This is a genomic window from Roseateles sp. GW823-FHT07B05, from assembly GCF_058794515.1.
The window spans coordinates 261,727-286,730 of the sequence record NZ_JBXAGX010000005.1 but is presented as its reverse complement, the minus strand read 5'-3'; the positions used below and the strand labels follow the sequence as shown (position 1 = coordinate 286,730).

Annotated in this window: 24 protein-coding genes and 1 tRNA gene; 14 read left to right on the top strand and 11 right to left on the bottom strand. The window is 69.5% G+C overall.

Annotated elements, in window-relative coordinates; all coding sequences use genetic code 11:
• The first annotated feature begins 170 nt into the window (after positions 1-170).
• Positions 171-1,271: an alanine racemase gene (gene alr, locus AC1Q7O_RS13700; protein ID WP_492659552.1), complete on the top strand. Its 1,101-nt coding sequence runs from the start codon at positions 171-173 to the stop codon at positions 1,269-1,271.
• Positions 1,264-1,674: an alternative ribosome rescue aminoacyl-tRNA hydrolase ArfB gene (gene arfB / locus AC1Q7O_RS13695; protein ID WP_492659553.1), complete on the top strand. Its 411-nt coding sequence runs from the start codon at positions 1,264-1,266 to the stop codon at positions 1,672-1,674. Before alr ends, arfB begins: the two co-directional genes overlap by 8 nt.
• Here arfB and tet read toward each other — a convergent pair.
• Positions 1,671-2,846, bottom strand: a complete 1,176-nt coding sequence (gene tet, locus AC1Q7O_RS13690; protein ID WP_492659554.1) for a Tet(A)/Tet(B)/Tet(C) family tetracycline efflux MFS transporter — start codon at positions 2,844-2,846, stop codon at positions 1,671-1,673. The two genes, arfB and tet, sit on opposite strands and share 4 nt — an antisense overlap.
• 60 nt (positions 2,847-2,906) lie before the next feature.
• On the opposite strand from tet, the gene AC1Q7O_RS13685 reads away from it, so the two are divergent.
• On the top strand, positions 2,907-3,548 hold the full coding sequence (locus tag AC1Q7O_RS13685; RefSeq protein WP_492659555.1) for a TetR/AcrR family transcriptional regulator C-terminal domain-containing protein: 642 nt from the start codon (positions 2,907-2,909) through the stop codon (positions 3,546-3,548).
• On the opposite strand, the gene AC1Q7O_RS13680 is transcribed toward AC1Q7O_RS13685, so the two are convergent.
• Both AC1Q7O_RS13680 and AC1Q7O_RS13675 read right to left on the bottom strand, forming a co-directional pair.
• Positions 3,508-4,401, bottom strand: coding sequence for a DMT family transporter (locus AC1Q7O_RS13680; RefSeq protein ID WP_492659556.1), 894 nt, complete (start codon positions 4,399-4,401; stop codon positions 3,508-3,510). The genes AC1Q7O_RS13685 and AC1Q7O_RS13680 overlap by 41 nt on opposite strands.
• A gap of 59 nt (positions 4,402-4,460) precedes the next feature.
• Entirely contained in the window at positions 4,461-5,090 is a 630-nt protein-coding gene (locus AC1Q7O_RS13675; RefSeq protein WP_492659557.1) for a LysE family transporter, read from the bottom strand.
• A gap of 96 nt (positions 5,091-5,186) precedes the next feature.
• On the opposite strand from AC1Q7O_RS13675, the gene AC1Q7O_RS13670 reads away from it, so the two are divergent.
• The 10 genes from AC1Q7O_RS13670 to AC1Q7O_RS13625 all read left to right on the top strand — a co-directional run bounded on the left by AC1Q7O_RS13670 (position 5,187) and on the right by AC1Q7O_RS13625 (position 11,828).
• Positions 5,187-5,888: a hypothetical protein gene (locus AC1Q7O_RS13670; protein WP_492659558.1), complete on the top strand. Its 702-nt coding sequence runs from the start codon at positions 5,187-5,189 to the stop codon at positions 5,886-5,888.
• Positions 5,889-5,898: 10 nt separating this feature from the next.
• Complete coding sequence (gene radA / locus AC1Q7O_RS13665) at positions 5,899-7,263, top strand: DNA repair protein RadA (protein WP_492659559.1); 1,365 nt, start codon at positions 5,899-5,901, stop codon at positions 7,261-7,263.
• 104 nt (positions 7,264-7,367) lie between these two features.
• On the top strand, positions 7,368-7,799 hold the full coding sequence (locus AC1Q7O_RS13660) for a hypothetical protein (protein WP_492659560.1): 432 nt from the start codon (positions 7,368-7,370) through the stop codon (positions 7,797-7,799).
• Positions 7,800-7,824: 25 nt separating this feature from the next.
• Positions 7,825-8,217 (top strand): antibiotic biosynthesis monooxygenase family protein, encoded by a 393-nt coding sequence (locus AC1Q7O_RS13655; protein ID WP_492659561.1) that lies wholly within the window; start codon positions 7,825-7,827, stop codon positions 8,215-8,217.
• On the top strand, positions 8,214-8,591 hold the full coding sequence (locus tag AC1Q7O_RS13650; RefSeq protein WP_492659562.1) for a hypothetical protein: 378 nt from the start codon (positions 8,214-8,216) through the stop codon (positions 8,589-8,591). Before AC1Q7O_RS13655 ends, AC1Q7O_RS13650 begins: the two co-directional genes overlap by 4 nt.
• 36 nt (positions 8,592-8,627) lie before the next feature.
• The gene (locus tag AC1Q7O_RS13645; RefSeq protein ID WP_492659563.1) at positions 8,628-9,560 is read left to right on the top strand and encodes a branched-chain amino acid transaminase; all 933 of its coding nucleotides are present in this window, start codon (positions 8,628-8,630) and stop codon (positions 9,558-9,560) included.
• A 22-nt stretch (positions 9,561-9,582) separates the two neighbouring features.
• Positions 9,583-9,798 carry a zinc-finger domain-containing protein gene (locus tag AC1Q7O_RS13640; protein WP_394513661.1) on the top strand — a complete coding sequence of 72 codons (216 nt, stop codon included), beginning with the start codon at positions 9,583-9,585 and terminating at the stop codon, positions 9,796-9,798.
• An 82-nt stretch (positions 9,799-9,880) separates the two neighbouring features.
• Entirely contained in the window at positions 9,881-10,336 is a 456-nt protein-coding gene (locus AC1Q7O_RS13635) for a YybH family protein (RefSeq protein WP_492659564.1), read from the top strand.
• Entirely contained in the window at positions 10,336-11,301 is a 966-nt protein-coding gene (locus tag AC1Q7O_RS13630; protein ID WP_492659565.1) for a YheT family hydrolase, read from the top strand. Before AC1Q7O_RS13635 ends, AC1Q7O_RS13630 begins: the two co-directional genes overlap by 1 nt.
• An 11-nt stretch (positions 11,302-11,312) precedes the next feature.
• Positions 11,313-11,828, top strand: coding sequence for a DUF2946 family protein (locus AC1Q7O_RS13625; protein ID WP_492659566.1), 516 nt, complete (start codon positions 11,313-11,315; stop codon positions 11,826-11,828).
• 49 nt (positions 11,829-11,877) lie between these two features.
• On the opposite strand, the gene AC1Q7O_RS13620 is transcribed toward AC1Q7O_RS13625, so the two are convergent.
• Positions 11,878-12,417, bottom strand: coding sequence for a c-type cytochrome (locus tag AC1Q7O_RS13620; protein ID WP_492659567.1), 540 nt, complete (start codon positions 12,415-12,417; stop codon positions 11,878-11,880).
• Positions 12,418-12,553: 136 nt separating this feature from the next.
• Between AC1Q7O_RS13620 and AC1Q7O_RS13615 the strand changes: the two genes are divergently transcribed.
• Positions 12,554-12,629 (top strand) — tRNA-Arg (locus tag AC1Q7O_RS13615).
• Positions 12,630-12,735: 106 nt separating this feature from the next.
• Here the strand turns inward: AC1Q7O_RS13615 and AC1Q7O_RS13610 are convergent.
• Genes AC1Q7O_RS13610 through AC1Q7O_RS13580 form a run of 7 tightly spaced genes read right to left on the bottom strand, consistent with a single transcriptional unit; the run spans position 12,736 to position 24,161 of the window.
• Positions 12,736-13,128, bottom strand: coding sequence for a hypothetical protein (locus tag AC1Q7O_RS13610; RefSeq protein ID WP_492659568.1), 393 nt, complete (start codon positions 13,126-13,128; stop codon positions 12,736-12,738).
• A gap of 16 nt (positions 13,129-13,144) precedes the next feature.
• Positions 13,145-14,791, bottom strand: a complete 1,647-nt coding sequence (locus tag AC1Q7O_RS13605; protein ID WP_492659569.1) for a dynamin family protein — start codon at positions 14,789-14,791, stop codon at positions 13,145-13,147.
• The gene (locus AC1Q7O_RS13600; RefSeq protein WP_492659570.1) at positions 14,788-16,695 is read right to left on the bottom strand and encodes a dynamin family protein; all 1,908 of its coding nucleotides are present in this window, start codon (positions 16,693-16,695) and stop codon (positions 14,788-14,790) included. The genes AC1Q7O_RS13605 and AC1Q7O_RS13600 overlap by 4 nt, the downstream gene beginning before the upstream one ends.
• On the bottom strand, positions 16,692-17,837 hold the full coding sequence (locus AC1Q7O_RS13595) for a GTPase (RefSeq protein ID WP_492659571.1): 1,146 nt from the start codon (positions 17,835-17,837) through the stop codon (positions 16,692-16,694). Before AC1Q7O_RS13595 ends, AC1Q7O_RS13600 begins: the two co-directional genes overlap by 4 nt.
• 3 nt (positions 17,838-17,840) lie before the next feature.
• Positions 17,841-20,747: a C-terminal helicase domain-containing protein gene (locus AC1Q7O_RS13590; protein ID WP_492659572.1), complete on the bottom strand. Its 2,907-nt coding sequence runs from the start codon at positions 20,745-20,747 to the stop codon at positions 17,841-17,843.
• Positions 20,734-22,815 carry a phospholipase D family protein gene (locus AC1Q7O_RS13585; protein ID WP_492659573.1) on the bottom strand — a complete coding sequence of 694 codons (2,082 nt, stop codon included), beginning with the start codon at positions 22,813-22,815 and terminating at the stop codon, positions 20,734-20,736. Before AC1Q7O_RS13585 ends, AC1Q7O_RS13590 begins: the two co-directional genes overlap by 14 nt.
• The gene (locus AC1Q7O_RS13580) at positions 22,815-24,161 is read right to left on the bottom strand and encodes a hypothetical protein (protein WP_492659574.1); all 1,347 of its coding nucleotides are present in this window, start codon (positions 24,159-24,161) and stop codon (positions 22,815-22,817) included. Before AC1Q7O_RS13580 ends, AC1Q7O_RS13585 begins: the two co-directional genes overlap by 1 nt.
• Between the last annotated feature and the right edge of the window lie 843 nt (positions 24,162-25,004).

The window sequence follows — 25,004 nt, the reverse complement described above, 5'->3', positions numbered from 1 at the left end:
AGAGGCCGACAAAGAACGGGCGGCGCGGGTTTATAGCACGCAGCCTGCGGCCCCTTCCCGCACCAATCTCGCGCGCAGAATGTCGGCTCCCATGATGCCCCCGCCCTGCTTCCAGCCGCCCTGCCCCACGAAGGCACCCCGGTGGCGCAGGGCGCCGAACGCGCACTGATATGCCCCGCCCCATCGAAGCCCTCGTCCACACCGACGCCCTCGCCCACAACCTTGCCCGCGCCCGCGCGCAGGCGCCCAACGCCCGGGTCTGGGCGGTCGTGAAGGCCAATGCCTACGGCCACGGCATCGAGCGCGCGTTCGACGGCCTGCGCGCCGCCGACGGCTTCGCGCTGCTGGACCTGGAGGAAGCCCAGCGGCTGCGCGCACTGGACTGGCGCGGCCCCATCCTGCTGCTGGAAGGCGTGTTCGAGCCGCGCGACCTGGAGCTGTGCTCGCGGCTGAAGCTGTGGCACGCGGTGCACTGCGAGCAGCAGATCGACTGGCTGGCCATGCACAAGACACACGAGCCGCACCGCGTGTTCCTGAAGCTGAACTCGGGCATGAACCGGCTGGGCTTCACGCCGGCCGCGTTCCGCGCCGCCTACGCGCGGCTGGACGCGCTGCCGCAGGTCGACGAGATCGGGCTGATGACGCATTTCTCCGACGCCGACAGCTTGCGGCAAGGTCAGGACGGCATCGCCCACCAGCTGGCCGCCTTCGACACGGCCACCGACGGCCTGGCCGGCGAGCGTACCGTCGCCAACAGCGCCGCCACGCTGCGCCATGCCGGCCGCACGGCCAGCGACTGGGTGCGCGCCGGCATCATGAGCTACGGCGGCGTGCCCGACTTCCCCGAGCACGACGCCGCGCACTGGGACCTGCGGCCGGCGATGACGCTGCGCTCCAAGGTCATCGGCGTGCAGCAGCTGCAGCCCGGCGACACGGTGGGCTATGGCAGCGCCTTCACGGCGGAGCAGGCCACGCGCGTGGGCATCGTCGCCTGCGGCTATGCCGACGGCTATCCGCGGCACGCCCCCACCGGCACGCCCATCCTCGTGGACGGCCACCGCACCCGCACGCTGGGCCGCGTGTCCATGGACATGCTGGCCGTGGACCTGACGGCGCTGCCCGCCAGCGGCTGGGGCAGCGAGGTGACGCTGTGGGGCGAGGGCCCGCGCCAGTCGCGTCTGCCCATCGACGAGGTCGCGCAGGCCGCCGGCACCATCGGCTACGAGCTGATGTGCGCCGTGGCCCCGCGCGTGCCCATCCGCAGTGCCTGACCTCCGCTGGACGCCGCGGCCGGACGAGCTGCAGTTCGACGCCATACGCGCGAGCGGCCCGGGCGGGCAGAACATCAACAAGGTCAGCAACGCCGTCCACCTGCGCTTCGACATCCGCGCCTCCAGCCTGCCCGAGGCGGTGAAGGCGCGCCTGCTGGGCTGGGCCGATCAGCGCATCACGGCCGACGGTGTGGTCGTCATCAAGGCGCAGGACTCGCGCAGCCTGGAACGCAACCGCGCCGACGCCGTGGCCCGCCTCATCGAGCTGGTGCAGGCCGCCGCGCACGTGCCCAAGGCGCGGCGGGCGACCAAGCCGACCTACGGCTCGCAGCAACGCCGGCTGGAGGGCAAGTCCAAGCGCAGCGACGTGAAGGCCGGGCGGCGCAGCAAGGCGGATTTCTAGGCCGCGCGCGCCCGGCGGCTGAACAGCAGCGGCAACGCCAGCAGATAGATCGCGGCGGCGGCAACCCACACACAGCCCGGCCACGAAGCTTGCGTCGCCGAGAACCCGGCCGTCACGACCAGCGGCCCGGCAATGCCGAACAGGCTCGTGAGGCTGGCCAGCGTGCCCTGCAGTTCGCCCTGGTGCTGCTCGTCCACCTGCCGCGCCAGCAGGGCTTGCAGCGCCGGCAGCGCGAGGCCGCCGATGGCGAACAACGGCAGCAGCGCGAACGGCACCCAGCCGGCCACGGCGATGCCCATGCCGACGAAGCCGAGACCATCGGCCGCCATGCCGGCCAGCAGCGCGCGCTGCTCGCCGAGCTTCTCCACCATCGGCCCGGTGACGAAGGCCTGCGAGATGGCATGCAGCCCGCCGTAGCAGGCCAGCGACAGGCCGGCCACCCAGGCCGTCCAGCCGTAGCGGTCCTGACCATAAAGAATCCACAACGACCCCGGCACCTGCGACACCAGCGCGACGACGGCGAACACGCCCACCAGCGGCAGCAGCGGCGGCCGGCCCTGCAGGCGGTGCAGCGCCGAGAACGCGTTGAACTTGGCCAGGGCCAGCCGCGGCGTGCGGTGCTGGTTGGACTCGGGCAGCGCGAACCAGGCCAGCGCGAGGTTGAGCGCATTCATCACCGCCGCCGCCACGAACGGCGCGCGCAGCGACCACTCGCCGAACGCGCCGCCGATGAGCGGCCCGACAACGAAGCCCAGCCCCATGGCCGCGCCCATCTGGCCGAAGCGCCCGGCGCGGTCAGCCTCGGGCGTGATGTCGGTGAGATAGGCCGTGCCCACGGCCATGCTGGCGCCGGTGATGCCCGACAGCACCCGGCCCACGTACAGCCAGGCCATGCTGGGCGCGCAGGCCATCAGCAGGTAGTCGGCCGCGGCGCCGGCCAGCGACACCAGCAGCACGGGGCGGCGGCCGAAGCGGTCGCTCAACGCGCCCAGCACCGGCGAGAACAGGAACTGCATCGCCGCGTAGACGGCCAGCAGCGCGCCGTAGTGATGGCTGGTGGCATCGGCGCCGGCCAGCTCGCGCAGCAGGCCCGGCAGGATGGGGAAGATCAGGCTCATGCCCACCGCGTCCAGCAGCAGCGTCATGAGGATGACGGTCAAGGCTCGGTTCAAAACAGTCTCTCTATCGTCGATAGGGAAGATTGTGCCCGAGGTTCTCTATCATTGCTAGAGATGACCACGCCCACCCCACGACTGAACCGCGACGACGTGCTGCGCGCCGCCCTCGAACTGCTGAACGAGGTGGGCATCGACGCGCTCAGCACCCGCCGCCTGGCGGACAAGCTGGGCGTGCAGTCGCCCACGCTGTACTGGCACTTCAAGAGCAAGGCCGCGCTGCTGGACGCGATGACCGAGGCCATCGTGCTGGCGCACCACACCCACGCCCAGCCCGCGCCGGGCCAGCCGTGGCAGGACTGGCTGACGGCCGACGGCCGGGGCTTCCGGCGCGCGCTGCTGTCTTACCGCGACGGTGCGCGGCTGCACGCCGGCACGCGGCCGGGCGACACGGAGCGCGCGTCCATCGAGGCGCGCCTGCGCCTGCTGTGCGACGCCGGCTTCGAGCCCGCCGCGGCCACGCTGCTGATGATGTCCGTCGGGCGCTTCGTCGTCGGCTGGGTGCTGGAGGAGCAGTCGCTGCTGCAGCCCAACCCGCCGGCGTCGTCCCGCCTGCCCGGGCCGGACGCCGCGCGCTACCCGCTGCTGGCCACCGGCTGGGCGGCCACCGTGGGCGGCGACGCCGACGCGGTGTTCGACGCCGCGCTGCGCCTGCTCATCAACGGGGCGACGCCGGCCGCGTCGCCACCCACAGGCTGACCAGGCACAACGCCATGCCGCCCACGGCCAGCGGCGTGACCTGCCAGCCCTCGAACACCGCCGAGATCACCAGCGCGATGACGGGAATCACCACGCCCGTCAGCGCCGCATGCGCCGGGCCGCGCGCCTGGGCCAGCTTGAAATACAGCACGAAGGCGATGACCGAGCCCGCCACCGCCAGGTAGGCCAGGCTCAGCACGTAGGGCCAGCGCAGGTCGAAATGCAGGCCCTGCCCACTGACGACCGACACGCCGAGCAGGAACACCGCGCCATAGCCCATGCTCCAGGCCAGCACCGGCACCAGCGGCAGGCCGCGCTTGGTGAGCGTCAGCGTCAGCACGTTGCCGATGCAGGCCACCAGCACGGCGAACAGGCCCAGCCCCAGGCCCAGCGCGGCGGTGGGCCGCGCGCCGGTGGCGGCGATCTCGGGCCAGAAGATCAGCACAACACCCAGCACGCCGCCGCTGGCCGAGGCCAGGAAGCGCCGCGTCACCGGCTGGCCGAAGAACACGCGGCCCGACAGCGCGTTGCCGTAGACCATCAGGCAGAACAGCACCGCCACCAGGCCCGACGGGATGTGCCGCTCGGCCTGGTAGACCGACAGATAGTTGCCGCTGTATTGCACGATGCCGGTGGCGAGCATCAGCAGGTGTGCGCTGCGCGGCAGCCGCAGCGACTGGCCCTGCCAACGCGCCAGCGCCGCCAGCAGCAGCGCGGCCAGCCCGAAGCGCCAGGCCACCGAGTTGAAGACCGGCACGCCGGAGTCGAGCTGGTACAGGATGACGTGCCAGGTGCTGGCCCAAATCAGCGTGGGGCCCCAGAACAGCCAGCGGCTGGGCGATGCAGTGGACATGGAAGCGACCAAGAAAAACGCCGCGGACCAGCCGCGGCGTGCGGTGACGGTGGAGAGGATCAGGTGTGGCGTTTGAAGCTGGCCAGCAGCACGCCGGCCACGACGAACAGCGAGCCGAACACGCGGTTCATGACCTTGATGTGGTGGGCGCTCTTCAGCGCGGCCAGCACGCGGGCCGCCAGCGCGGTGTAGCCGCCCATCACCACCAGATCGGTGAAGCCCAGCGTGGCGGCGATCACCAGGTACTGCGGACCCATGGGCGCATGCAGGTCCAGGAACTGCGGCACGACGGCCAGCAGGAAGACCGTGCCCTTGGGATTCACCGCGTTGATGCCCCAGCCGCGCAGCACCAGCTGGCGGCGCGTGACCTGCACGGCGCCGTCGTCCGCCGCCACCAGCGGCCGGGCCGGCGCGCGCCACTGCTGCACGCCGAGGTAGATCAGGTACGCCACGCCGGCCCACTTGATGACGGCGAACGCGGTCTCGGACGCGGCGATCAGCGCGCCCAGGCCGGCGCTGACGAACAGCACCTGGGTCAGGATGCCCAGGATGAGCCCGAAGGTCATGAAGTAGCCGCGCTTGAAGCCATGGCTCAGGCCGGCGCTCATGGCCGCCACGGCGCCGGCGCCGGGCGACAGGCTGATCGCCCAGCAGGCGGCGAAGAGGGTCAACCAGGTGGCGAATTCCATGAGGGGCTCCGGCGTGGACGGCAAAGCGGGCCAGTGTGCCCCAGCGCGGGTGGCGGCGCCGGTCGTCATGCCAAGGCCTCACGCCAGAATGGCCGCATGCGACGCGACGCCCCACCCTCCGTGCAACGCCAGATCCTCGGCACCCGCCGCTGGCTGCAGGCGCACCGCTGGCTGCGCCTGCACGTGGGCCTGATCGCGCTGTGCTGCCTGGGCTGCCTGTGGCTGAGCGGCGCACTGCTGCGCCATGCCGGCGTGGATACGCTGTCGCTGCGCTTCGGGCTGAGCCTGGCGGTCAGCTACGCCGCCTACCTGGGCCTGCTGCGGCTGTGGGCGGCCTACCTGCTGAGCCGCGAGGAGGCCGACGTTGCCGACGCGGCCGAGATTGCCTGGGACGCGGCCGACGCCGGCAGCAGCGCCGGCGGCCACGCGCTCGACGCGCTGGAGCTGGCCTCTGACGCCGACGAGGGCGCGCTGTTGCTGCTGCCCATCGCCGCCGTCATCGCGATGGTGCTGGCGCTGGCGGCGCTGCTGGGCACCGGCGTCACGCTGCTGTTCGGCGTGGAGGTGTTGATGGCGGTGTCGGTGGAAGTGGCGCTGGCGGCGTTTGCGGCCGGGCTGGCCTGGCGGCACCAGCGCCAGTTCGACCGCGGCGGCTGGCTGCGCTGCGCGCTGCGGCACACCTGGGCCGGCGCGCTGGCCTTCCTCGTCGCGGGCGTGGGCCTGGGCGCGGCGCTGGACCGCTGGATGCCCGAGGCACAGTCGCTGCCGCATGCCGTAAAGCTCTGGCGCTCGCACTGACAATGGCCGCATGGCCACCAGCAAAAGCATCTACACCTGCACCGAGTGCGGCGGCACCAACGCCAAATGGCTGGGCAAATGCCCGCACTGCGGCGCCTGGAACACGCTGACCGAGACCGCCGCCGAAGCCCAGGGCGGCGCCAAGAACCGCTACCAGTCGCTGGCCAAGAGCCAGCCGGTGGCCACGCTCAGCGAGATCGAGGCCAGCGACTATGACCGCACGCCCACAGGCCAGGAGGAACTGGACCGCGTGCTGGGCGGCGGCATCGTGGCCGGCGGCGTCGTCCTGATCGGCGGCGACCCGGGCATCGGCAAGTCCACGCTGTTGCTGCAGGCGGTGGAGTCGCTGTCCCAGACCGTCAAGGTCTTGTACGTGACGGGTGAGGAAAGCGGCGCCCAGGTCGCGATGCGCTCGCGCCGGCTGGGCCTGGCCGGCGACAAGGTGCGCGTGCTGGCCGAGATCGGCCTGGAGAAGATCCTCGCCACCATCGAGGCCGAGGAGCCCGACTTCTGCGTCATCGACTCCATCCAGACGCTGTACTCCGAGCAACTCAGCTCCGCTCCCGGCTCCGTCGCCCAGGTGCGCGAATGCGCGGCCCAGCTGACGCGCACGGCCAAGGCGCGCGGCTGCGCGATCGTGCTGGTGGGCCACGTGACGAAGGAAGGCGCGCTGGCCGGCCCGCGCGTGCTGGAGCACATCGTCGACACGGTGCTGTATTTCGAGGGCGACACGCACAGCAGCTTCCGCCTGGTGCGCGCCATCAAGAACCGCTTCGGCGCCGTCAACGAGATCGGCGTGTTCGCGATGACGGAGAAGGGCCTGAAGGGCGTGGCCAACCCGAGTGCGATCTTCCTGAGCACGCACACCGAGCCGGTGCCGGGCAGCTGCGTGCTCGTCACGCTGGAGGGCACGCGGCCGCTGCTGGTGGAGCTGCAGGCGCTGGTGGACAGCGGCGGCGTCAGCCCGCGGCGGCTGTCCGTCGGCCTGGACCGCGACCGCCTGGCCATGCTGCTGGCCGTGCTGCACCGCCATGCCGGCGTGGCCACGGGCGACCAGGACGTGTTCGTCAACGCCGTGGGCGGCGTGCGCATCACCGAGCCCGCGGCCGACCTAGCCGTGATGCTGGCGATCCAGAGCAGCCTGCGCGGCAAGGCGCTGCCCAAGGGCTTCATCGCGTTTGGCGAGGTCGGCCTGGCCGGCGAGGTGCGCCCCGCGCCGCGCGGCCAGGAGCGGCTCAAGGAGGCCGCCAAGCTGGGCTTCAGCGTCGCCATCGTGCCCAAGGCCAATGCGCCCAAGAAGCCCATCGACGGGCTGACCATCCACGCCGTCGAGCGCGTGGAGCAAGCCATCGAGGTGCTGCGCGGCCTGTTCTGACGCTGCAATCAGGGGCGCAACGGCCTGGACGGGCGCGGGATTGCCTTTGTTCTGTGCGTCGCAAAGTCTGCTTAGGATCGGGCCATCCACGCAGGAGCTATTTCATGTCCGATCCCGCCAACCTCCGGCAGCATGCCCGCACCGACTTTCTCGCTGCCCAACACGACGCCGACTCCCTGCCCGGCTGGGTCTTCAAGCCCGTGCAGTTCAGCCAGGGCCCGGCCGGCTTGGTACTGAACATGAGCGACGGCGGCCTGCAGGTGCTGACCAGTGCCACCGAGCCGCTGACGGACGACAAGTACGAAGTGGTGCTGTTGCTGGGTCGCTCCGACGTGGACAGCGACGACGAGCAGGTGTCATGGTTCAACGGTGTCGTCGAGCGCAAGTGGTCGCGCCCCGTGCCGCGCATGGGCATCCTGCACGGCATGAGCTTCACGGCGCGCAACTCCACGGCCGAGCAGTTCCTGAACGGTCACCACGAGGCGCTGGAGACCGGCCAGTGGGTGCGCTGCGTGCTGCTGAAGGTGGCCGGCTGACCTTCATGGCAGGATGCGCGCCATCATGAGCGCCCTGCCACCACCACCCTACTACGCCGTCATCTTCACCAGCCAGCGCACCGCCGTCGATGGCGGCTACGGCGACACCGCCGACCGCATGGTGGCGCTGGCCGCCGCCCAGCCCGGCTACCTCGGCGCCGAGAGCACGCGCGACACCGACGGTCTGGGCATCACCGTGTCCTACTGGCGCAGCGAGGACGACATTGCCGCCTGGCGCCGCCACGCCGAGCACCGCGTCGCCCGCGACACCGGCCGCAGCGACTGGTACGCGCACTACACGCTGCGCGTCGCCCGGGTCGAGCGGGCCTATGCGTGGCAACGCGCCGATGGCCTGAAGGACCCAGCGGCCCCGCCGGCGGACCGCGCGACGCACTCGTCGAGCGAGGGGCTGACATGAACCCGTGGCTGGGCGTAGGCCTGGCGCTGGCCGCGCTGGTGCTGGGCGGCGCGCTGCTGGGCTGGCAGGGCGTCATCTTCGCGACGACGGGCATCATCTTCTGGCTGCTGCTGCAGATCTCGCGGCTGATGCGTGTCATGAAGCAGGCTGGTGCCGCGCCGCTGGGCTCGGTGGGCAACGCCGTCATGCTCAACAGCAAGCTGCACATCGGCATGAAGCTGGTGGACCTGATCTCGCTGGCCGGCAGCCTGGGCAAGAAGCAGTCGCAGGACTGCTACGTCTGGCGCGACCCCGGCGGCGACGAGGTGGAAGTCGTGCTGAAGAAAGGCAAGCTCGCCGAGTGGCGGCTGACGCGTGCCGACGGCTCTTCGTAAAATCGCCGTTTTTCCTTCTTCAGCCTGGAGTACCCGATGGTTCCCGCCCCCCTGCACGACCGCGACGGCAAGATCTGGATGGACGGCGAGCTCGTCGACTGGCGCGACGCCAAGATCCACGTGCTGACGCACACGCTGCACTACGGCTGCGGCGCCTTCGAGGGCGTGCGCGCCTACGACACCGTCAACGGCACGGCCATCTTCCGGCTGCAGGAGCACACGCAGCGCCTGCTCAACAGCGGCAAGATCCTGCGCATGAAGGTGCCCTTCTCTGCTGAAGAGATCAACGAGGCGCAGCGCGCCGTCGTCAAGGCCAACGGCCTGAAGAGCGCCTACATCCGCCCGCTGATCTGGATCGGCTCCGAGAAGCTGGGCGTCAGCCCCAAGGGCAATCAGGTGCACCTGATGGTGGCCGCGTGGAGCTGGGGCGCCTACCTCGGCGAAGAAGGTCTGAAGCGCGGCATCCGCGTGAAGACCAGCTCCTACACCCGCCACCACGTCAACATCACGATGACGCAGGCCAAGACGGTGTCCAACTACACCAACTCCATCCTGGCCAACATGGAAGCCACCGACGACGGCTACGACGAGGCGCTGCTGCTGGACGCCTCCGGCTTCGTCTCCGAAGGCGCGGGCGAGAACCTGTTCGTCATCAAGAACGGCGTCGTCTACACGCCCGACCTGTCGGCCGGCGCGCTCAACGGCATCACCCGCAACACCATCTTCTCGATCTGCCAGGACCTGGGCCTGAAGCTGGTCGAGAAGCGCATCACGCGCGACGAGGTCTACATCTGCGACGAGGCCTTCTTCACCGGCACCGCCGCGGAAGTGACCCCCATCCGCGAGCTGGACCGCATCGAGATCGGCAGCGGCTCGCGCGGCCCCATCACCGAAAAGATCCAGTCGGCCTTCTTCGACATCGTCAACGGCCGCAACCCCAAGTACGCCGAATGGCTGACCGCGGTTTAAGCGCCGTCCAAGAGCACACAACATGAGCACCAACACCACGCCCGCCGCCACCGTCGAAGTCACGGCCAAGGACTGCAACGACAACGGCACCGTCTTCTGCCCCAACCCCAAGATGGCGCTGTGGAGCAACCATCCCAAGGTCTTCATCGACCTGACCCACGACGGCCAGGGCCAGTGCCCCTACTGCGGCACGGCCTACAAGCTGAAGGCCGGTGAGGTCGTGGGCAGCCACCACTGACTCACATGACGCCCCCACGCGCTCTCCGATCGCTGCCCCCCGAGGGGGCGCCAGTGCCCTTCGGGCGGCCGGGCGGCCACTGATGCCCCGCTCCGCCGCCCAGCAGGCCGCGCTGCTGGCCTCGCCCGACGACACCGAGGCCCAGTTCTACGAGGCCTTGCAGCACGCCGACCTCGAGCACCTGATGGCCTTGTGGGCCGACGACGAGGACGTCGCCTGCGTGCACCCGGGCGGCCCGCGCATCGTCGGCCTGCCGGCCATCCGCGCGGCCTTCGCGGCCGCGTTCGAGCGCGGCCCCGTGCGCGTGCAGCCCGAGCGCGTGCGCCGGCTGCACAGCGGCGACTGCGCCATCCACCACGTGCTGGAGCGCGTGCAGCTGCACAGCGAGGCCGGCCAGGCAGCCCCGACGGCCTGGGTCATCGCGACCAACGTCTACCTGAAGACCGCGCTGGGCTGGCGCCTGGTGCTGCACCACGCCAGCCCCGGCAACGCAGGCGACGTGCAGGAACTGGTGGCAGACGCCGGCACGCTGCACTGATGCAGTACCGCGCGCCCCGCTGGCTGCCCGGCGGGCACCTGCAGACCATCTGGCCGGCGCTGTTCAGCCGCCAGCACGACGGCCCGCCGCCTGAATGGACGCGCGAGCGCTGGGACACGCCCGACGGCGACTTCATCGACGTCGACTTCCTGGCCTCGGCGCCGGCCGGCGCCCCCCTGTTCGTGCTCTTCCACGGCCTGGAGGGCGACCGCACCAGCCACTCCAGCGTCGCCTTCGCCAGCGCCGCCCGCGCGCGCGGCTGGGCCATGGCGCTGCCGCACTTCCGCGGCTGCTCGGGCGAGCTGAACCGCGCGCCGCGCGCCTACCACTCGGGCGATTACGAAGAAGTCGGCTGGATCCTGCAGCGCCTGCGCGAGCGCCACGGTGCGCCGCTCCTCGTGGCCGGCGTGTCGCTGGGCGGCAATGCACTGATGCGCTGGGCCGAGGAAGCCGGCCACGCCGCCGCCCACGTGGCCAGTGCCGTCTGCTCCGTCTGCTCGCCCATCGACCTCGCCGCCGCCGGCGCGGCCATCGACCGCGGCTTCAACAAGCAGGTCTACGCGCGCCGCTTCCTGCGCACGATGATCCCCAAGGCGCTGCGCAAGTTGCAGCAGCACCCCGGCCTGTTCGACGGCGAACGCCTCAAGCGCGCGTCCACCATCCACGAGTTCGACAACCTCTTCACCGCGCCGCTGCACGGCTTCAGGAACACCGAGGACTACTGGGCCCGCGCCGCCGCCAAGCCGCATCTGCACCGCATCCGCATCCCGGCGCTGGTGCTGAACGCATGCAACGACCCCTTCGTGCCCGGCCACAGCCTGCCCAACGCCGCTGAAGTAGGCGCCTATGTGACACTCTGGCAGCCCGGCCACGGCGGCCATGTCGGCTTCGCGGCCGGCCGCATGCCCGGCCACCTGCTGACCATGCCCGAGCAGGTCTGCGACTGGTTGTGCAAGCACCGCTGAAGGATGGCTCGATGGATGACATCGTTCAGGCCGCACTCAAGAAGTGGCCCAACGTCCCCCACTGCTACGGCTGGCTGGCGCTCGATGCGCGCGGCGACTGGTACATGCGCGACAACCGCATCCAGCACGCCGGCCCCTTCCCGCGAGTGAAGGGCAGCCGCATCGAGCACGACAAGCTGCTCGCCTTCATCGGCCGCAACTACGACGTCGACGAGCGCGGCGCCTGGTTCTTCCAGAACGGGCCGCAACGCGTCTACGTCGAACTGGAAAGCACGCCCTGGGTGTGGCGCCTGCAGCCAGATGGCCGCGTGCTCAGCCACACCGGCCGGGAGGCCAGCGTCGAATCGACCTGGCTGGACGAGATGGGCCACCTCTACCTGGACACCGACCTCGGCTTCGGCCTCGTGCACTCGCAGGACATGGTGCTGGCCGCCGACGCCGTCGAACTGCGGCGCTGGACGCCGCAGGATTGCATCGCCGCCAAGCTGCCGGCCACCCACCACTACCAGCGTCGGCCCCACCCCTGAAATGACAGAAGCCCGCTCGCGGCGGGCTTCTATCGTGACCTGGGTCGGCTCAGTTCGCGGCCGACGCGGCGGCGGCGGGCGCCTTGGGCTCGTCGAACTTGGCGCCGCCCTGGTTGGCCATGTAGACCACCGCGCGTTGGACCTCGAAGTCGCTGAAATCGCCACCGCCCTGAGCACCCATGGCGCCCTTGCCCTTCAGCGCCGAATTCAGCAGTGCCTCGACGCCCGTCTTGATGCGCGGGCCCCAGGCCGCGGCGTCGCCCAGCTTGGGCGCACCGGCCGCGCCGGTCGCATGGCAGGCCGAGCACTGCGCCTGGAACACCTGCTCGCCCGTCTTCAGCGAGGCGGCATCGTTGGCGTCCTTGACCTCGACGTGGCCCAGCGGCGCGATGCGCGCGGCGACCGCCTCACCCTCCAGTGCGCCGGTACCGGCGGCGGGCTTGGTCGACGTGGTCACGTAGTTGGCCAGCAGGATGATCACGATGATCGGCACGACGAAGGAAAAGAACACGGCCCAGGCCAACTGCTTGGGGGTCTTGATGGGGCCGGTGTGGGCGTCGTCGTGGTCGTGATCGTGGCTGGCGCTCATGGATTCCTCTTGACTATCCTCGTCGGTGTTCTTCTGGCGCACCGGAACGGCGCGCGGCGCATAAAGCCGGCGAATTATGGCAGCACGCCCGCGGCTCTCTGGACGGTGAAAGCCCGCTGTTAGAATGCACGGCTTCGCGCCCGTAGCTCAATGGATAGAGTACTGCCCTCCGAAGGCAGGGGTTGTTGGTTCGATCCCAACCGGGCGCACCAGATGCTTCAACGACTTACGCCATCTTCGGGTGGCGTTGGCGTTTCTAGTAGGCCAAAAGTAGGCCAAACGCTTCTGCACAGAGGCCTAATTGGCCCACCCTGCGCCCTACGGTCTCAGCACCGGCAAACCGTCATAACGGCGTGTAGCGCCCGGCGAGACCGCCTGCATGGTTCTGGAGTGCATCCAGGCGATAGTTCCTTCCGGCAACCTTGCTTGAACAGCGACTCGCCGGCCTTGAGCCAACACCCGCTCAGCGCGCTTGAGAGCCGGATGCCCGGCGAGTTGATGCGGGCTGACGGCGTAGATGGCGAGCCCTCCGTCCGGCAAGGCGACCTTGACCAGGATCAGCCCGCTCGCCGCGCGAGCGCCGCTAGGTCTCTTGGGCAGCCGCAGAAGTTGAACGAGCGCCTTCCGCACCATGGTGATGCTGTGATCGGGATGCCATTCATTGAATCGGATCCCCGTCGACTTGCACGACGTGAAGGCCAGCGGGCTCATCGTCTCCTGACGCCGCTCAGGTGCCGAGCTCGCGCGTCCAGTTTGTCAGTCGCGACTTGCTTGCGCGCCGGGCGTCATCGGTCGCTTCCAGTGCATCTAGCCGGGCATCCAGCGCGTCCAACACCGGTCGCAGCGTCGCCACGGCAACGGCTGGGAACATCGACTGGTACTCCTCGCGCGCATCGCCGAAGGCCTGGCGTATGGTCTCCATAACACCGTTGACGAAGCCCTCGAAAGCCTCTCGCTCGCGGGTGTCAGTGCGGTGCGCTTCGACCAGTTGGTAACCGGCGACCGCCACCTGCACTACCGGGCCTACCGCCTTTCCCGCGGCGCCGGCCCAGCGCTCCATGGTCTTCTTGCCGATGCCCTTGAACATGTCGGGGAAAGTGCCCTTGCCGTACTGCAGGGCCATCGCGGCTCCCTTCTCGGTCCATTTCGCCCACGGCGCGTTGCGCGCATGTTCGGCGACCTCGCCCGCGAACCGTCCCTGAGTCGGTGCTTCCTTGGCCGCGGGCTCGTCCACCACGACCTCGACGTGGACGTTCTCCAACGCCTTGCCGCCCAGCGTCACTTCACTGCGCAGCAGCGTGGCCGCACGTCGCGCCACCTCGTCCGCGCGGGTGCGCTGGAGATTCAACTGCCGCTCTAGGCCAGCGGCGATGCGCGCCAGGCTCTCGTCAAACTTCTCCGTGACCATGCCGGCCACCCCGCCACCTTGCGTCGCGATCGTAGAAGCGGCGTCACGCATTCGCTTCGTCTCGCTGCGGATCAGGTCGTCGAGTTCCTCGTTCAGGCCGGCTTCCAGCTTCTGGCGCTCCGCCTCGGCCTCGTTGCGAATAGCCGCGAGCCTGGTCCCTGCGTCTCCGCCGGCCCGCGTCGACAGCGCAGCGATGGCCTCGCCGACGACGTCGCTCGCCTGCTTTAGACAGGGCGCCAGGACCTTGGCCGTCTTCGCCGCCAGGAAGTGGCGCAGGACGCCCTCGACCTGGACAATGCCACTGCTCTGCAATAACGCCCGCTTGTTCTCGAGCCGGGCCTTGAGTGCCGTGCGCGCCTTGACGTGCAGCACGTCGATCTGCTCGGGCGCGACGGAGGTGCCCAAGCGCTGAGCGGCCGCCTGCATGTTGGCGTAGATCGTGTTGCGCAACTCTGCGAAGTCCACGCTGTTAAGGTCCTGGCCACCGCGATCGTTGACCACTATCAGCACCGCCTTGTGCGCGGCGACGAAGCCGCACAAGCGCTCCCAGGTCTTCGCCTCCTCGACCGCGCCGCCGGTCGGGACGATGTAGATCACGGCATGGCAGCGGCGCTCGATGAAGTCATCAGTGACTTTCTCGTGCGCGATGGGCGCGTCGATGCCGGGCGTATCGAACAGCACGTGGCCTTCCCACTCGTAGCTATCGACGCTGGCCGTCAGCGGCACGTCGCCCATCTGCGCCAACTCCTGGCCCAGCAGGGCGTTGATGAAGGTGGACTTGCCGGCGTTGTAGTTGCCAAAGACGATTGTGTTCAGGCGTCCGTCGGCTGCGGTCGCACGCAGCGCGTCGGCCGTCGTGCTCACCCTGCCTAGCGCGGCGGGATCGGCAGCGAGGGCATGCTCGAGATCTGGGCGGATCGCCTCGAAACGATCCTTTAGAGCGACGAGCGGGTTTTGCGAGGTCATGTGTTCTCCCTTCGGTTGTCGTCGACGGCGGCCGCGGCGGTGCTCTCGTCGTGCTTGGCAATGCGTTGGTCGACATCCTCTAACAGGTCGAGCGTTTCCTTCTCCAGACGGTCGACATCACGCTGCAGCCCATCGATCCAGTCCAGGATGCTGGTGAAACATGATCGATCCAGGGACTCTATGACGATCCGTGCCGTGGCCTGCAGACGGCTGGCCAGCAGCTTGCGCGCCGCGGCGCCGACCTCGGGCGCGTTGTCCCCCACCGGGATCGTGACGAGTTCGTCGGTCTCCAAAAAGTCGCCGACGTACTTGCCTGCTGCGCCGCCGACGGCCGCCGCAGCTGCGCCGACGAGGCCTGCTACCACCAGCCCGGCGCCGCCGGTAGCCACGGTTGCGACGACTCCGAGTAGAAGCGCGCCCACGGCGGCGCCCTGCCGCGAGCGCAGTTCGCGCTTGCGCTGGTTGTGGATAAAGCGGCGTTGGAAGCCGGGAATGGCGCCTGCGACGTCGTCGAGTGCCGCCGGCAGGGTGGTCTCCATCGTGGACGCGTAGGCCTGCGTCACCTGCGTTACGAGGTCTATCGACCACTGGGCCAGCAGGTCGGCCACAGCCTTGCGGAAGGCCGTGTCTTTCATCGCTTGCTCGTGCAGCAAGGCGTCGATGCGCGGGCCTAGCGCCGCAACCAACTTTGAACACTCAGCCTCGGCCTGCGACCGGGCATAGTCGCGGGACCGTGCCACCGCCTGTGCGGACTGGCCAAGGTTGGCCTTGAGTTGGACCAGCTCGTCATCGCGGGCGCGCACGAGGAACGCGCGCAGGTTGTTCAAGGGCTGGATCTGCTTGGCGCGCACGCCGCAGCTGCGGGCCAGGCGGGCTACGCTGTGCAGCATCTGCCCCATGCCGCTGTCGGCCATGCCGGCGGCCTGTGGATGCTCCTCGGCGTAGCGGACTGAGACGGAGAAGACCTGCGCGCGCTCGAGCGTGCGCGCCACGATGCGCGATTGCTCGCTGTCCGGCCCCGAGGACGGGGCGTCTAGGCTGCTGCGCGCATAGCTGACTTGCTCAACGCGATCCTTGGACGACTTCATCGCCAGGACCTTCACCAGCTCGCCATCGACCTCATCCTCGTCGAACACGTCGCTGCCGGTGATGATCACGGATAGGTTGTGCTGCTTGCGCCCGAGGTCCCCGAGTTCGTCGAGGTCGCTGCGCTTGCATGGCGCGGTCGAGCTGGTGAGGTACAGCACCAGGTCCGCAGCATCCACGTACTGGCTGGCGAGCTCGCCATTGTCGGCGAGCTTGGAATGCAGGCCAGGTGAGTCGACCCAGGTCAAGCCGGGCAGGATGAAGCCCTGGATGGCGCTCGTCGTCTCGCCGCTACCCACCGTGAAGCTGCGACTGTGGCGGATCTGCGCGTCGTCTACGCGCTCGGTCAACGCGCGGCTATCCTCGACGAAAAATTCTGGCTGTCCCGGTGCGGGCTCCGGCAGCTCCTTGCCGGGATCGTGCCGTCCCCAGGCAACATAGTTGCCGAGCGAGGACTTGCCCGCCTTAACCTTGCCGTAGACGAAAACCAGCAGCGAATCCTGCACCTTCGCCTTGAACTTCGCCTGACGATCGCTGTCGCGCATCTTGCCGGCCCAGTGGTCGAGGATCGCGCGGATGCGGTGGGTCTGTTCCTCGATGAGCGCCCTCAACTCGTGGTGCTCCTCCAGGCGACTGTCCAACAACGGCTGCGCACATGCCGCGCTGCAGCATCGCTCGAGCGCTCCGAGGAACGTCTGTTCCTGGGCGGACGCCTCGCACTGGCGCCGCTCGAACTCTGCTGACAGCGCCCTAAAGACGAGCAGGAACTCGTCACGCGTCATAACCTCGTCGCCTCCCAAGGGCATGTCGTTCGTCATTCAAGTCTCTCCGTGAGGCTAAAGAGCTCTGCCTGCCGGGCCGCCAGCGCAGCAATCCGCCGCACCGCTGGCTGCAACTCGTCCGCGAAGCGCAGACACTCGGCCAAAGGCGCCAGCGCGTCGATTCCACGCGCTGCGGCATTGCTGCTGGCGACGTTCTTGAGATTCTCCAGGCCGATGACCGAATCCACTCTGCCCTGGACGATGTCGACATGTTCCTGCAGCAGCAGGTGCATGCCCCAGCGCGCGTTGCCGCACGCCTGCCGCGCCAAGCTCGCGCGCAACGCGCAGAAACCGTCCGGATTAGTGGCTCCCGGCTGGTCGCGGATACGGTCCACGGCCTCGCGCACTTTTTCCACGAGCTGCTCTGCCGCGAACTCGAACGAGCGGGTCCGCAGCGCGAACTCGTGCTCGAGGCGATCGAGCTCGCGCCCAGTCTCATCGGCAACTGACTGCACCCGCCTCCGCACCTCGCCTCGCTCGATGTCGCGGCGCTGGCGCGCGAACGCGAAGCGCACGTCGGCGTCCTCGGCGCAGGCGTCGATCCATCCCTTCAGCGCCAGGATGCCGCTTCGCGGCAGCATGCCCTTCTCAAACCGCCGCGCCGAGACGACGAAGGTCCTGGCCGGAGCAAAGCCGGTCACCTCGTTGAAGGCCGCCTCGATCGCGTGCTGGCGCCGCTCGTCGTCACGGCCGTCGGTATCGTCAGCTTTCGTGATGACTAGCGCCAACCGCTTGGGCGCGTCTTGCAGCTCGCGCGCGAGCCGCCGAAGCCAGGCGCGCTCCTGTTGTTGGAACTCCATCTCGGACAGCGGATGCGCGTACAGCACGCGGTCAGCGCGCAGCGTTCCTGCCAGCGCGACGGTGTCATCCTGCTGCGCTCCGTCGCTGCCAGGAGTGTCCACATACACCACCTGCCCGACGAGAAGCTCAGAGACGTCTGTGGTCACTCGCGCGGCGCCTGTGCGGAACGCTTCACCACGTCCGGCCAGGGAGTTAAGCAGAGAACTCTTGCCCGCGTTGTAGACGCCGCAGACCGCGACGCGCAACGGTTCGTCCTTATGACGGCCCTCGAGATGACGGTAGCAGTCACGCGCGAGCTCCATGTGATCCGCCAAGCAGGAAACGATCAAATCATTCATCGCTCAGGCCGCCACCCCAGCCGCGTGCTGGATCGCCCCCGCGGTGGCGGTTGCGACATGCGGCTCCACGGCCAAGCCACGCATCGCCAGGTCCGCGACCAAGCGTTCGGGCACGGGCACGGCGTCGGCCAGGCGCTCTAGTTCCCATGGGTTGGCGGACAGCAGGCGCGTCATCGACTGGTCGGCCCCCATCACCGCACCGAACCACAGCTCGCGGTCCATGACAACGCGGAACAACTTCTCGTCCTGGCAGCCTTCCACGTAGGGCAGGTAGACGCGGATCGAACGGCCGGCGCGCTCGCACTTCGCACCCAGGCGGTCGACGCGGCCGGTACGCTGCTCCAGCGAGCTCGGGTTCCAGTCGAGGTCGTGGTGGATGACGTGGCTGCAGTTCAGGTGCAGGTCCACGCCTTCGGCGGCGACGTTGCTCGCGACCAGGATCTCGGGATAAAACGGCGTGTTGAACGCGAGCAGGCGGCGCTCCTTCGTGTCGTCGTGGGTGTCGCCGTAGACCCGACCCACGTTGGGCACCAGGCGCACCTTGCGGAGCTCCGCGTCGGCGACCTCATCCGCGTCGAAGCTGGCTTCCGCGGCGCCGCCGGCGTGGATGCCCGTGCGGATGCTGTCTAGGGCGTCGAGGTAGGCTTGCTGGCTGCGGCTCTCCAGGCGCGCGAGAAAGTCCAGGAACTGGGCGACCAACATACGCAGGGATAAGCCCGAGGCATCAGGCCTGTCGAACATGTTGCGCACCCATTCGGCGACGGAGGGCTCGTCCCGACGGCCGCCGAAGCGCACCAGAAACGTCGCGGTGCGCATGAAGCGCTTGACCACAGATTTCAGCCGCTCGGGCAAGCCCTCGCCGCGCAGTGCCGGCAGTTTCTCGAGCATCGCGTCGAGCACCCCAGCGATGGCCTCGTCGGCCGGCCGGTCGTCGATCTGGCTCTGCCGCGATTCGACCTGTGCCGCGACCTCGTGCGGCGCGCAGCCGAAGGTCAGCGCTCCCTGCCGCTCGGTCGCCGCCAGCATGGCCTCCGACAGGTGGCGCAGCAAGGCGGCGCCGGTCTGCTGGTAGTGCGCGAAGATCAGCACCTTCTCGCCGCGGCTCCACAGCGACATCGCCAGCTCGACCGTGGCCTGGAGCTTGGGATGGGTGCCCAGGCCCTTCGCCTCCTCGGACAAGGCCGCCTCGCGGAGCCGCTCGTCATACCAGCGCGCGCGGCGCTGGTCGAGGCCGGCGTCCGACACGGCGCCGGTGTCGTCCGGGGACGGGTCCGCCTTGTCGCGCCGCGTGTCCAGCGCCGCCTCGTAGCTCGAGGGCAGTCCTTCGCTGAACACCTTAGAGACGTTTGGCAGTGTCGCCATGCGCGCCACGAGCAGGAACGGCAGCATGCTGTCGTCGCGCACCTTGAGGCCGCCGACGGCGACGCTCCCGGCCTCGCCCGCTGCCTGCGCCTCCTGCAGCACGGCCTCCCCGGTGATGCGAACGCGGCGCGGCACCGGGCCGCCCAGCGTCGCGAGCCACGGGCTCCGCGTGTTGCGCAGGAGCCAGGGCTGCAGGCACGCCTGCGCGGTCCGGACCGCGGACCGCGCTGCGTCGAAGGCTAAGACGACGCCGCGCACGCGCTCGTCGACGCCTTGCGCCGCGTCGGTGTGCGCTTCCCACCAGGCCTCGCCGAGCTGCTCCTGCGCCTCGGCCATGTCGGCGTGGCGCAGCCTCTTCCAGGCACGCTCGAGGCCGTCCGTAGCCAGCTGCATCGTGTCCAGCGCCCCCTGCAGCGCCGCCGTGCGCTCGCGGAAGACGGTGCGCACCATCGTCGGCGCCGCCGCGCCGTCCCAGCAGATCGCCTCGAAGCGGCGCAGCACGTTGACGAGTTCGCGATGCCCGAGCTGGAACGGCGTGGCCGTGAGGAACAGCATCCGGTCGAAGCGGTTGGCCAGCTGGCCGCCCGCTGCGTCGAGCTCCTCGTCGCGGGCGCGCAGCAACGCGGCGAGCTGGGTGCCATCGTTGCGTGCGCGGTGCGCCTCGTCCAGCACCAGCAGCGGGAACGACAGCCGGCTGTGCTGGACGGCCGCGACCCACACGTCCGCGATCGAGCCACGCTGGCCGACCGGCAGGGTTGTGTCGCCGACCTCGAGCGCCTTGCGGGCGCGCCGGATGCGCTCAACCAGCTGCTCGGAGCGGCGGCCAGGCAGACATTCCGCCAGCGTCCGGTACAACGGCGACAGGTCGACGCGTCCGAGCGCCTCGACGAAGGCTGCGGGCACCGGGTTGTCGCCATCCCGCGGTCCCTGGCCGGCCTCGGCCAGCACGGGCAGCCAGTTAGCGGGCGGCGTTTCCAGCAGGCGCAAGTAGAGGCTGAACTCGCGGTCGGGTTCGCGCGCATTCGACAAGATCATCGGCGCGAAGCGCGCCAGCCGCCGCCGCAGGTCGTCGCAACCCGGCCGGCCCTTGACGGCGGCCTGCAGCATCGCCAGCTTGACCCACTTGTCCGCCACCTTGCGGTGCAGCGCGCCGTGCGCGAGCACGATCAGCGAGGCACGGCGCTGCGGCGGGTCGTCGAGCAGCTTGAGCAGGCCGACGCCCGTCTCGGCGCAGGCGACCCGCAGGCGCGCGCGGTCCTCGCCGTCCAGGCAGCGCTCACGGAAGGTACTGGCGTCGCGCACCCACTTCTGCGCCACGTTGCCCGGCACCATAACGACCACCGGCCGCGACGGGTCAGCGACCACGCAGGCCGACGCAACCGCCAGCGCGACGAAGGTCTTGCCCATGCCGACCTCATCGCCCAGGATCACGCCAGGCTGCACGGCCAGCCGCGCCAGCAGTTCCTCGGCGGAGCGCGTCTGGCGCCGGGCGTCGGCAGGCAGCAGGTGCCCCGGCACGTGCAGGTTCAGGGACTCAGGCAGTCGCATCGTCGAGATAAGTGTTCGGTTGTCGGACGTAGCGGCGCAGGCTCGCGGAGCAGGCAGGCAGCAGGGCCTGCAGGCGCTCGCGCAGGCCGCCACGCAAGATCGCGAGGCGTTCCAGCGCGAACGTGCGCAAGGCGTCGTCGCCGCGGACGTCCAGCCGCACCAGCGCCAGCTCGCGCTCGAATTCGGCGAGCAGGAACGCCGCCTCGTCAGCCAGCATGGGCGCAGCGCCAGGGCGCAGCATGGCCTCGAGCAGCGCACGCGCGCCCACCGGCCCCTCCAGGCGCCAGGTCCAGGCCGGCCCGGACGCTAGCGGCTCCTCCAGGCGCGCGCGCAGGTGGCGCATGGCCCAGCAGGCGCGCCGCACGCGCTGCACCAGGAAACCGGAGGTGTCGACCTTGGCGTGCGGGTCGACAAGCTCGAGCGCGAGTTCCGGATCGGGATCGTCGTCGTCGGGCCGGCGTCGCAGCCAGTCACGAATGGCTTCGCGCAGGGGGCGCCCCGAGCCCAGCAGGTCCAGCAGAGCCGCCAAGGACAGGTCGCGCAGCTCATCCGGCACCGGCAGCACGTCGGCGCACTCGATGTTGATCGGCCAGTCCGCCGCCATCACGGCATCACCCGCGCGCCCGCCGTGCCACTCCACCCGCAGCGTGGATGGGGTTGGCGGCCGGCGGCGGCAGGCGCGCATCCAATGCCGCGGCTGCCCGGCGGCCAACCAGTCGACGTGACTCGCCACGACCAGGTCGCGATCACGCACGACCCAATCGGCCGGCGCCCCATCAGCCGCGAAGCGGAATCCCAGGTCGATCTCGTCGGTAGCCAGGCGCTTGAGCGACACGGCATTGAAGAACGCGGGCAGGACCGGCGCGTCGCACTCCTCGGACTCGTCTCCGAAGGCCGGGTCGAACTCATGCTGGCCGAAGACATCGACCTCGCGCCCGCAGGTCGACCGCGCCGCCAGGCTGCGCCGCAGGGGATCGCGGGCATGCGCCTTCACCCAATACAGCAGGTTGGCCTCCCAGTTCACCACCCGCGCACCCTGCGGCCCCAGGCCCGCGCAGGTGAAGTTGCTGGATCCCACCAGCAGTGCCGCCCAGTCGGTGGCCGCCAGCGCTATCGATTTCGCGTGCAGCGGCCGGCGCTCCGTATCTTCGAACGCCTCGATGGCATGCAGGCGCAGCGTGGCGCTCGCCCGCTGCAGCGCGTGGTCCTCGACGATGTGCGACGGCAGGGCCAGCCGCCATCCCTGAGCGTCGCCACGCGGCTCGCCGGCGACGTGCAAGTTGACCGCAGCCTCGCCGCGCCGGCGCATCAGCAGATCCCAGATCCCGCGGTCCGGCGCATACGACCTCCCGCCCTCTTTGTCAAAGAACGGCGACACCACGTGCGCCTCGTCCGCGCGACCAGGCAGAACCTGGGCCAACTGGTCGAATACACCGGCGCGGCCGGGGCCGACCAGCACTACGCGCCGCTGTAGCCCGCGCGCGGGCGGCGGCGCGCTCCAGTTCCGCGCAGCGACCCAGTCGACCAAGTCCAGCGCGCGATCGCGGCCTGGCCCGGCGGTCAGGTCCAGCAGCTCGCGCAGGAACGCCAGTACGGGATCGAGCAACGCGCGGTCCGCTGCGCCCTCATGGAAGTCGAGCACGCCCGCGCCTTCGCGGTTGCGGCGGTACGCCTCGCCGGTCAGGTTCGCCGACCCAATGATGACGCGCACGTGGCGCTCCCAGGCGAGCAGCGAGATCTTGGCGTGCATCACGCCGGAACGAGGCCGCGCGGCGAGCAGATCCCAGCGCAGGCTGCGTGAGCCGCCTGCGTGGTGGATATCGGCCACGACCGCGGCGCAGCGCAGCTGGGCCAGGCGCTCCTCGCGTTCGATCCGGTACAAGGCGCCGTCGCGCTGCGCGTCCGCCTCGATGGCCGCGAAGCGGCCCAGGCATTCCTCCTCGAAGAAGGCGGCGTCGAAGGTAAAGGTCGTCGCCAGGACACCGAGCGCCTCGCCCGCATCCTTCGGCGGTGTCCACGCCTGCAGTAGCGACCGGCGTTCGAGATCGTGGTTACTGGCGCGTGCCATCAATCGCCCTCCCTGGCCGCTTGATCGGCCCCCACCCGACCGAGCCATCCCGCGAAGGCCCACAGGGGCTGCAGTCGATACTGGTGCACGTAGCGCTGCGGCTGCGGCGCGAACTCAGCCAACGCATAGGCCGGGCGCACCGCGACGCGGCCGTCCGCCCAGGTGTCGAACCAGGATCGCTTGCCATTGGGCGGCTTGCTGCGCTGCACGCCCTCGTGATGCGCCAGCAGAGCCGCGGCGAACGCGGTCGGTGCTAGGCACTCGTCGGTCCAGGGCAGCACCGATTCGAACTTAGACCGCTGCGCGGGATCGAGCGCGCCCAGCCGTTCTCGCGCCTGCGCGGTGGCCTGCGGTGCGTCCCGCGCCGCGCGTCGCATTGCGGCACCGTCGGCCAGTTGTACGAGCGGGACGGGGCCGCTGCCGTGCAGGTGCGCGCGCATTTCATCGAACGCATCGGTCAGCAGGCGAAACAGTTGCTCGAGCGCGCCCACCGCGGCCAGCACCGCCCGCAGCGCCGACGAGGCTGCCCCCCACATCCACGCGTGCACGGTGGCTTCGTCGCCATCGGCCGCGAGCCAAGCAGCCTGGCCCGCCGGCGACGTCAGCAGCTCGAGGTATTCGCGCCGCAGCTCGTCCCCAAGCAGCGCCGCCCACAGCGCCCTGCCCTCCTGCTCGCCCATCTGGCGATGGTCGAGGTGGCGGCACACAAGGTCGACCAATGCGCGCCGGCCACTCACCTGCGAGCTACCCTTGTCTAGCCCCGCCTTGACGGCTTGGGCGAGCAAGCCACGCAGCTCCGCGCCGGGCCCCTCGCCGTCAAGGAAGCCGTGCAGGCCGTTGTCCGCTTCCCACCCGCGCACCACCGCGATGCCGGCTTCGCCGAGGCGACCGCCCGCGTCAAACAGCCGCGCCTTGATGCCCAGCACCTTATAGATGCCGTGGAAGCCGAACACGCCCGGCGTCTTGAGGTAGTTGGCAGTCGACAGAGCGTCCCTAGCCCTCAGGGTCGCGAGCACTTTGTCGCGGCCCGGGATGCCGAGCGCTTGCGCGGCACTGCCGCCGACACCGAGCACGCGACCGACCAAGCATTCCACAACCACCCATTCGTAGACCAGCCATGCCGGCAGGCCGGCCGCGGAGGCCTCCGCGAGCCCGGCGCGCACGCCCATGCCGACCAGCGCCAACGTCAGGAATCGCGGGTTGCGCTGGCGCTCACGCACGCCCGGCGCCAAGCGTACGCCCAGCGCGTCGGCCATTGCGTACAGGCCCAGGGGATCCAGGCTGCCTTCAGACGACTCGGCCGGATCGAACCGGCTGAGAAAAGGCAGCAACGACTCATCGCTCAAGAAGAGACTCCTGTTCGCCGACGCTCGCGCCCTCATGCGCGAAGCGCGCGTGGAAGGCTGGTGACAGGCAAGCGGCCGCGGCAGGCGGCCTGTGCTACGCGGCCAAGCGCGCGGGGCGCGCACCGACGGACCGCCTGGTAATTGCGTAGGAACGCCTCTCGACCTCCTCCTTGAACTCTTTCTGCTTGTCATCGCAATCGACATGAGCGACGCTGCATCGCGCTCGTTTCTCACGGTCGACTCACCCGCAAAGCATCGTAATACTAGCCATTGGACTGCAGGCACAGGCCGAGGCGTTCGTGCACGGGTTGTATGAGGCAGCTAGGAAGGCCGCATGAAGTGGACGCGTCACTGTCCCACTCCGGCGTGTTGGCCGATGACTGGGGCGTTGTCGCCGCGCGTCCGTTGCCGCAGATGCCAACAGCGAGCAGCTGACGCCACGATTCGACGAGGGCGCGCACTCGTGGAAATGCCCGCTGCAAAAGACGCCAGCTCCTTGGCAACCACGCGTTAACCACCACCCAAGAAAGCACACGCAAGTTAAAACGGCGCTAACCGGGCCGCTAACTTGACCAACGGGCGAAATGAAGCTAAAAAAATTTTGTGCCGGCAAATTGCTGGTGCACCAAGCTTTTGGCTCAGTCACGGGGAGTGATGCCGGCTGCCAAGCCCTGATTCAGCCCAAAACGCCAGGGACAATTAGGCTCGTGACCACCGCTGTCCAACAGAGTCCACATGGATTCCGGCAGCCTTGGCCATGAAAGGCGAAGGGCCTGGAGCGCCAACTCCAAGCCCTTCATAACCAAACCGGTGCCGGCTTGGCTGTCGCGTAGACAGCTTCGA

What these genes read in the sequence shown, in the direction of transcription:
- alr (WP_492659552.1), top strand. Translation starts at nt 171, where the DNA reads ATGCCCCGCCCCATCGAAGCCCTCGTCCACACCGACGCCCTCGCCCAC.
- AC1Q7O_RS13685 (WP_492659555.1), top strand. Translation starts at nt 2,907, where the DNA reads ATGACCACGCCCACCCCACGACTGAACCGCGACGACGTGCTGCGCGCC.
- AC1Q7O_RS13680 (WP_492659556.1), bottom strand. Translation starts at nt 4,401, where the DNA reads ATGTCCACTGCATCGCCCAGCCGCTGGCTGTTCTGGGGCCCCACGCTG.
- AC1Q7O_RS13675 (WP_492659557.1), bottom strand. Translation starts at nt 5,090, where the DNA reads ATGGAATTCGCCACCTGGTTGACCCTCTTCGCCGCCTGCTGGGCGATC.
- AC1Q7O_RS13670 (WP_492659558.1), top strand. Translation starts at nt 5,187, where the DNA reads ATGCGACGCGACGCCCCACCCTCCGTGCAACGCCAGATCCTCGGCACC.
- radA (WP_492659559.1), top strand. Translation starts at nt 5,899, where the DNA reads ATGGCCACCAGCAAAAGCATCTACACCTGCACCGAGTGCGGCGGCACC.
- AC1Q7O_RS13660 (WP_492659560.1), top strand. Translation starts at nt 7,368, where the DNA reads ATGTCCGATCCCGCCAACCTCCGGCAGCATGCCCGCACCGACTTTCTC.
- AC1Q7O_RS13655 (WP_492659561.1), top strand. Translation starts at nt 7,825, where the DNA reads ATGAGCGCCCTGCCACCACCACCCTACTACGCCGTCATCTTCACCAGC.
- AC1Q7O_RS13650 (WP_492659562.1), top strand. Translation starts at nt 8,214, where the DNA reads ATGAACCCGTGGCTGGGCGTAGGCCTGGCGCTGGCCGCGCTGGTGCTG.
- AC1Q7O_RS13645 (WP_492659563.1), top strand. Translation starts at nt 8,628, where the DNA reads ATGGTTCCCGCCCCCCTGCACGACCGCGACGGCAAGATCTGGATGGAC.
- AC1Q7O_RS13640 (WP_394513661.1), top strand. Translation starts at nt 9,583, where the DNA reads ATGAGCACCAACACCACGCCCGCCGCCACCGTCGAAGTCACGGCCAAG.
- AC1Q7O_RS13635 (WP_492659564.1), top strand. Translation starts at nt 9,881, where the DNA reads ATGCCCCGCTCCGCCGCCCAGCAGGCCGCGCTGCTGGCCTCGCCCGAC.
- AC1Q7O_RS13630 (WP_492659565.1), top strand. Translation starts at nt 10,336, where the DNA reads ATGCAGTACCGCGCGCCCCGCTGGCTGCCCGGCGGGCACCTGCAGACC.
- AC1Q7O_RS13625 (WP_492659566.1), top strand. Translation starts at nt 11,313, where the DNA reads ATGGATGACATCGTTCAGGCCGCACTCAAGAAGTGGCCCAACGTCCCC.
- AC1Q7O_RS13620 (WP_492659567.1), bottom strand. Translation starts at nt 12,417, where the DNA reads ATGAGCGCCAGCCACGATCACGACCACGACGACGCCCACACCGGCCCC.
- AC1Q7O_RS13610 (WP_492659568.1), bottom strand. Translation starts at nt 13,128, where the DNA reads ATGAGCCCGCTGGCCTTCACGTCGTGCAAGTCGACGGGGATCCGATTC.
- AC1Q7O_RS13605 (WP_492659569.1), bottom strand. Translation starts at nt 14,791, where the DNA reads ATGACCTCGCAAAACCCGCTCGTCGCTCTAAAGGATCGTTTCGAGGCG.
- AC1Q7O_RS13600 (WP_492659570.1), bottom strand. Translation starts at nt 16,695, where the DNA reads ATGACGAACGACATGCCCTTGGGAGGCGACGAGGTTATGACGCGTGAC.
- AC1Q7O_RS13595 (WP_492659571.1), bottom strand. Translation starts at nt 17,837, where the DNA reads ATGAATGATTTGATCGTTTCCTGCTTGGCGGATCACATGGAGCTCGCG.
- AC1Q7O_RS13590 (WP_492659572.1), bottom strand. Translation starts at nt 20,747, where the DNA reads ATGCGACTGCCTGAGTCCCTGAACCTGCACGTGCCGGGGCACCTGCTG.
- AC1Q7O_RS13585 (WP_492659573.1), bottom strand. Translation starts at nt 22,815, where the DNA reads ATGGCACGCGCCAGTAACCACGATCTCGAACGCCGGTCGCTACTGCAG.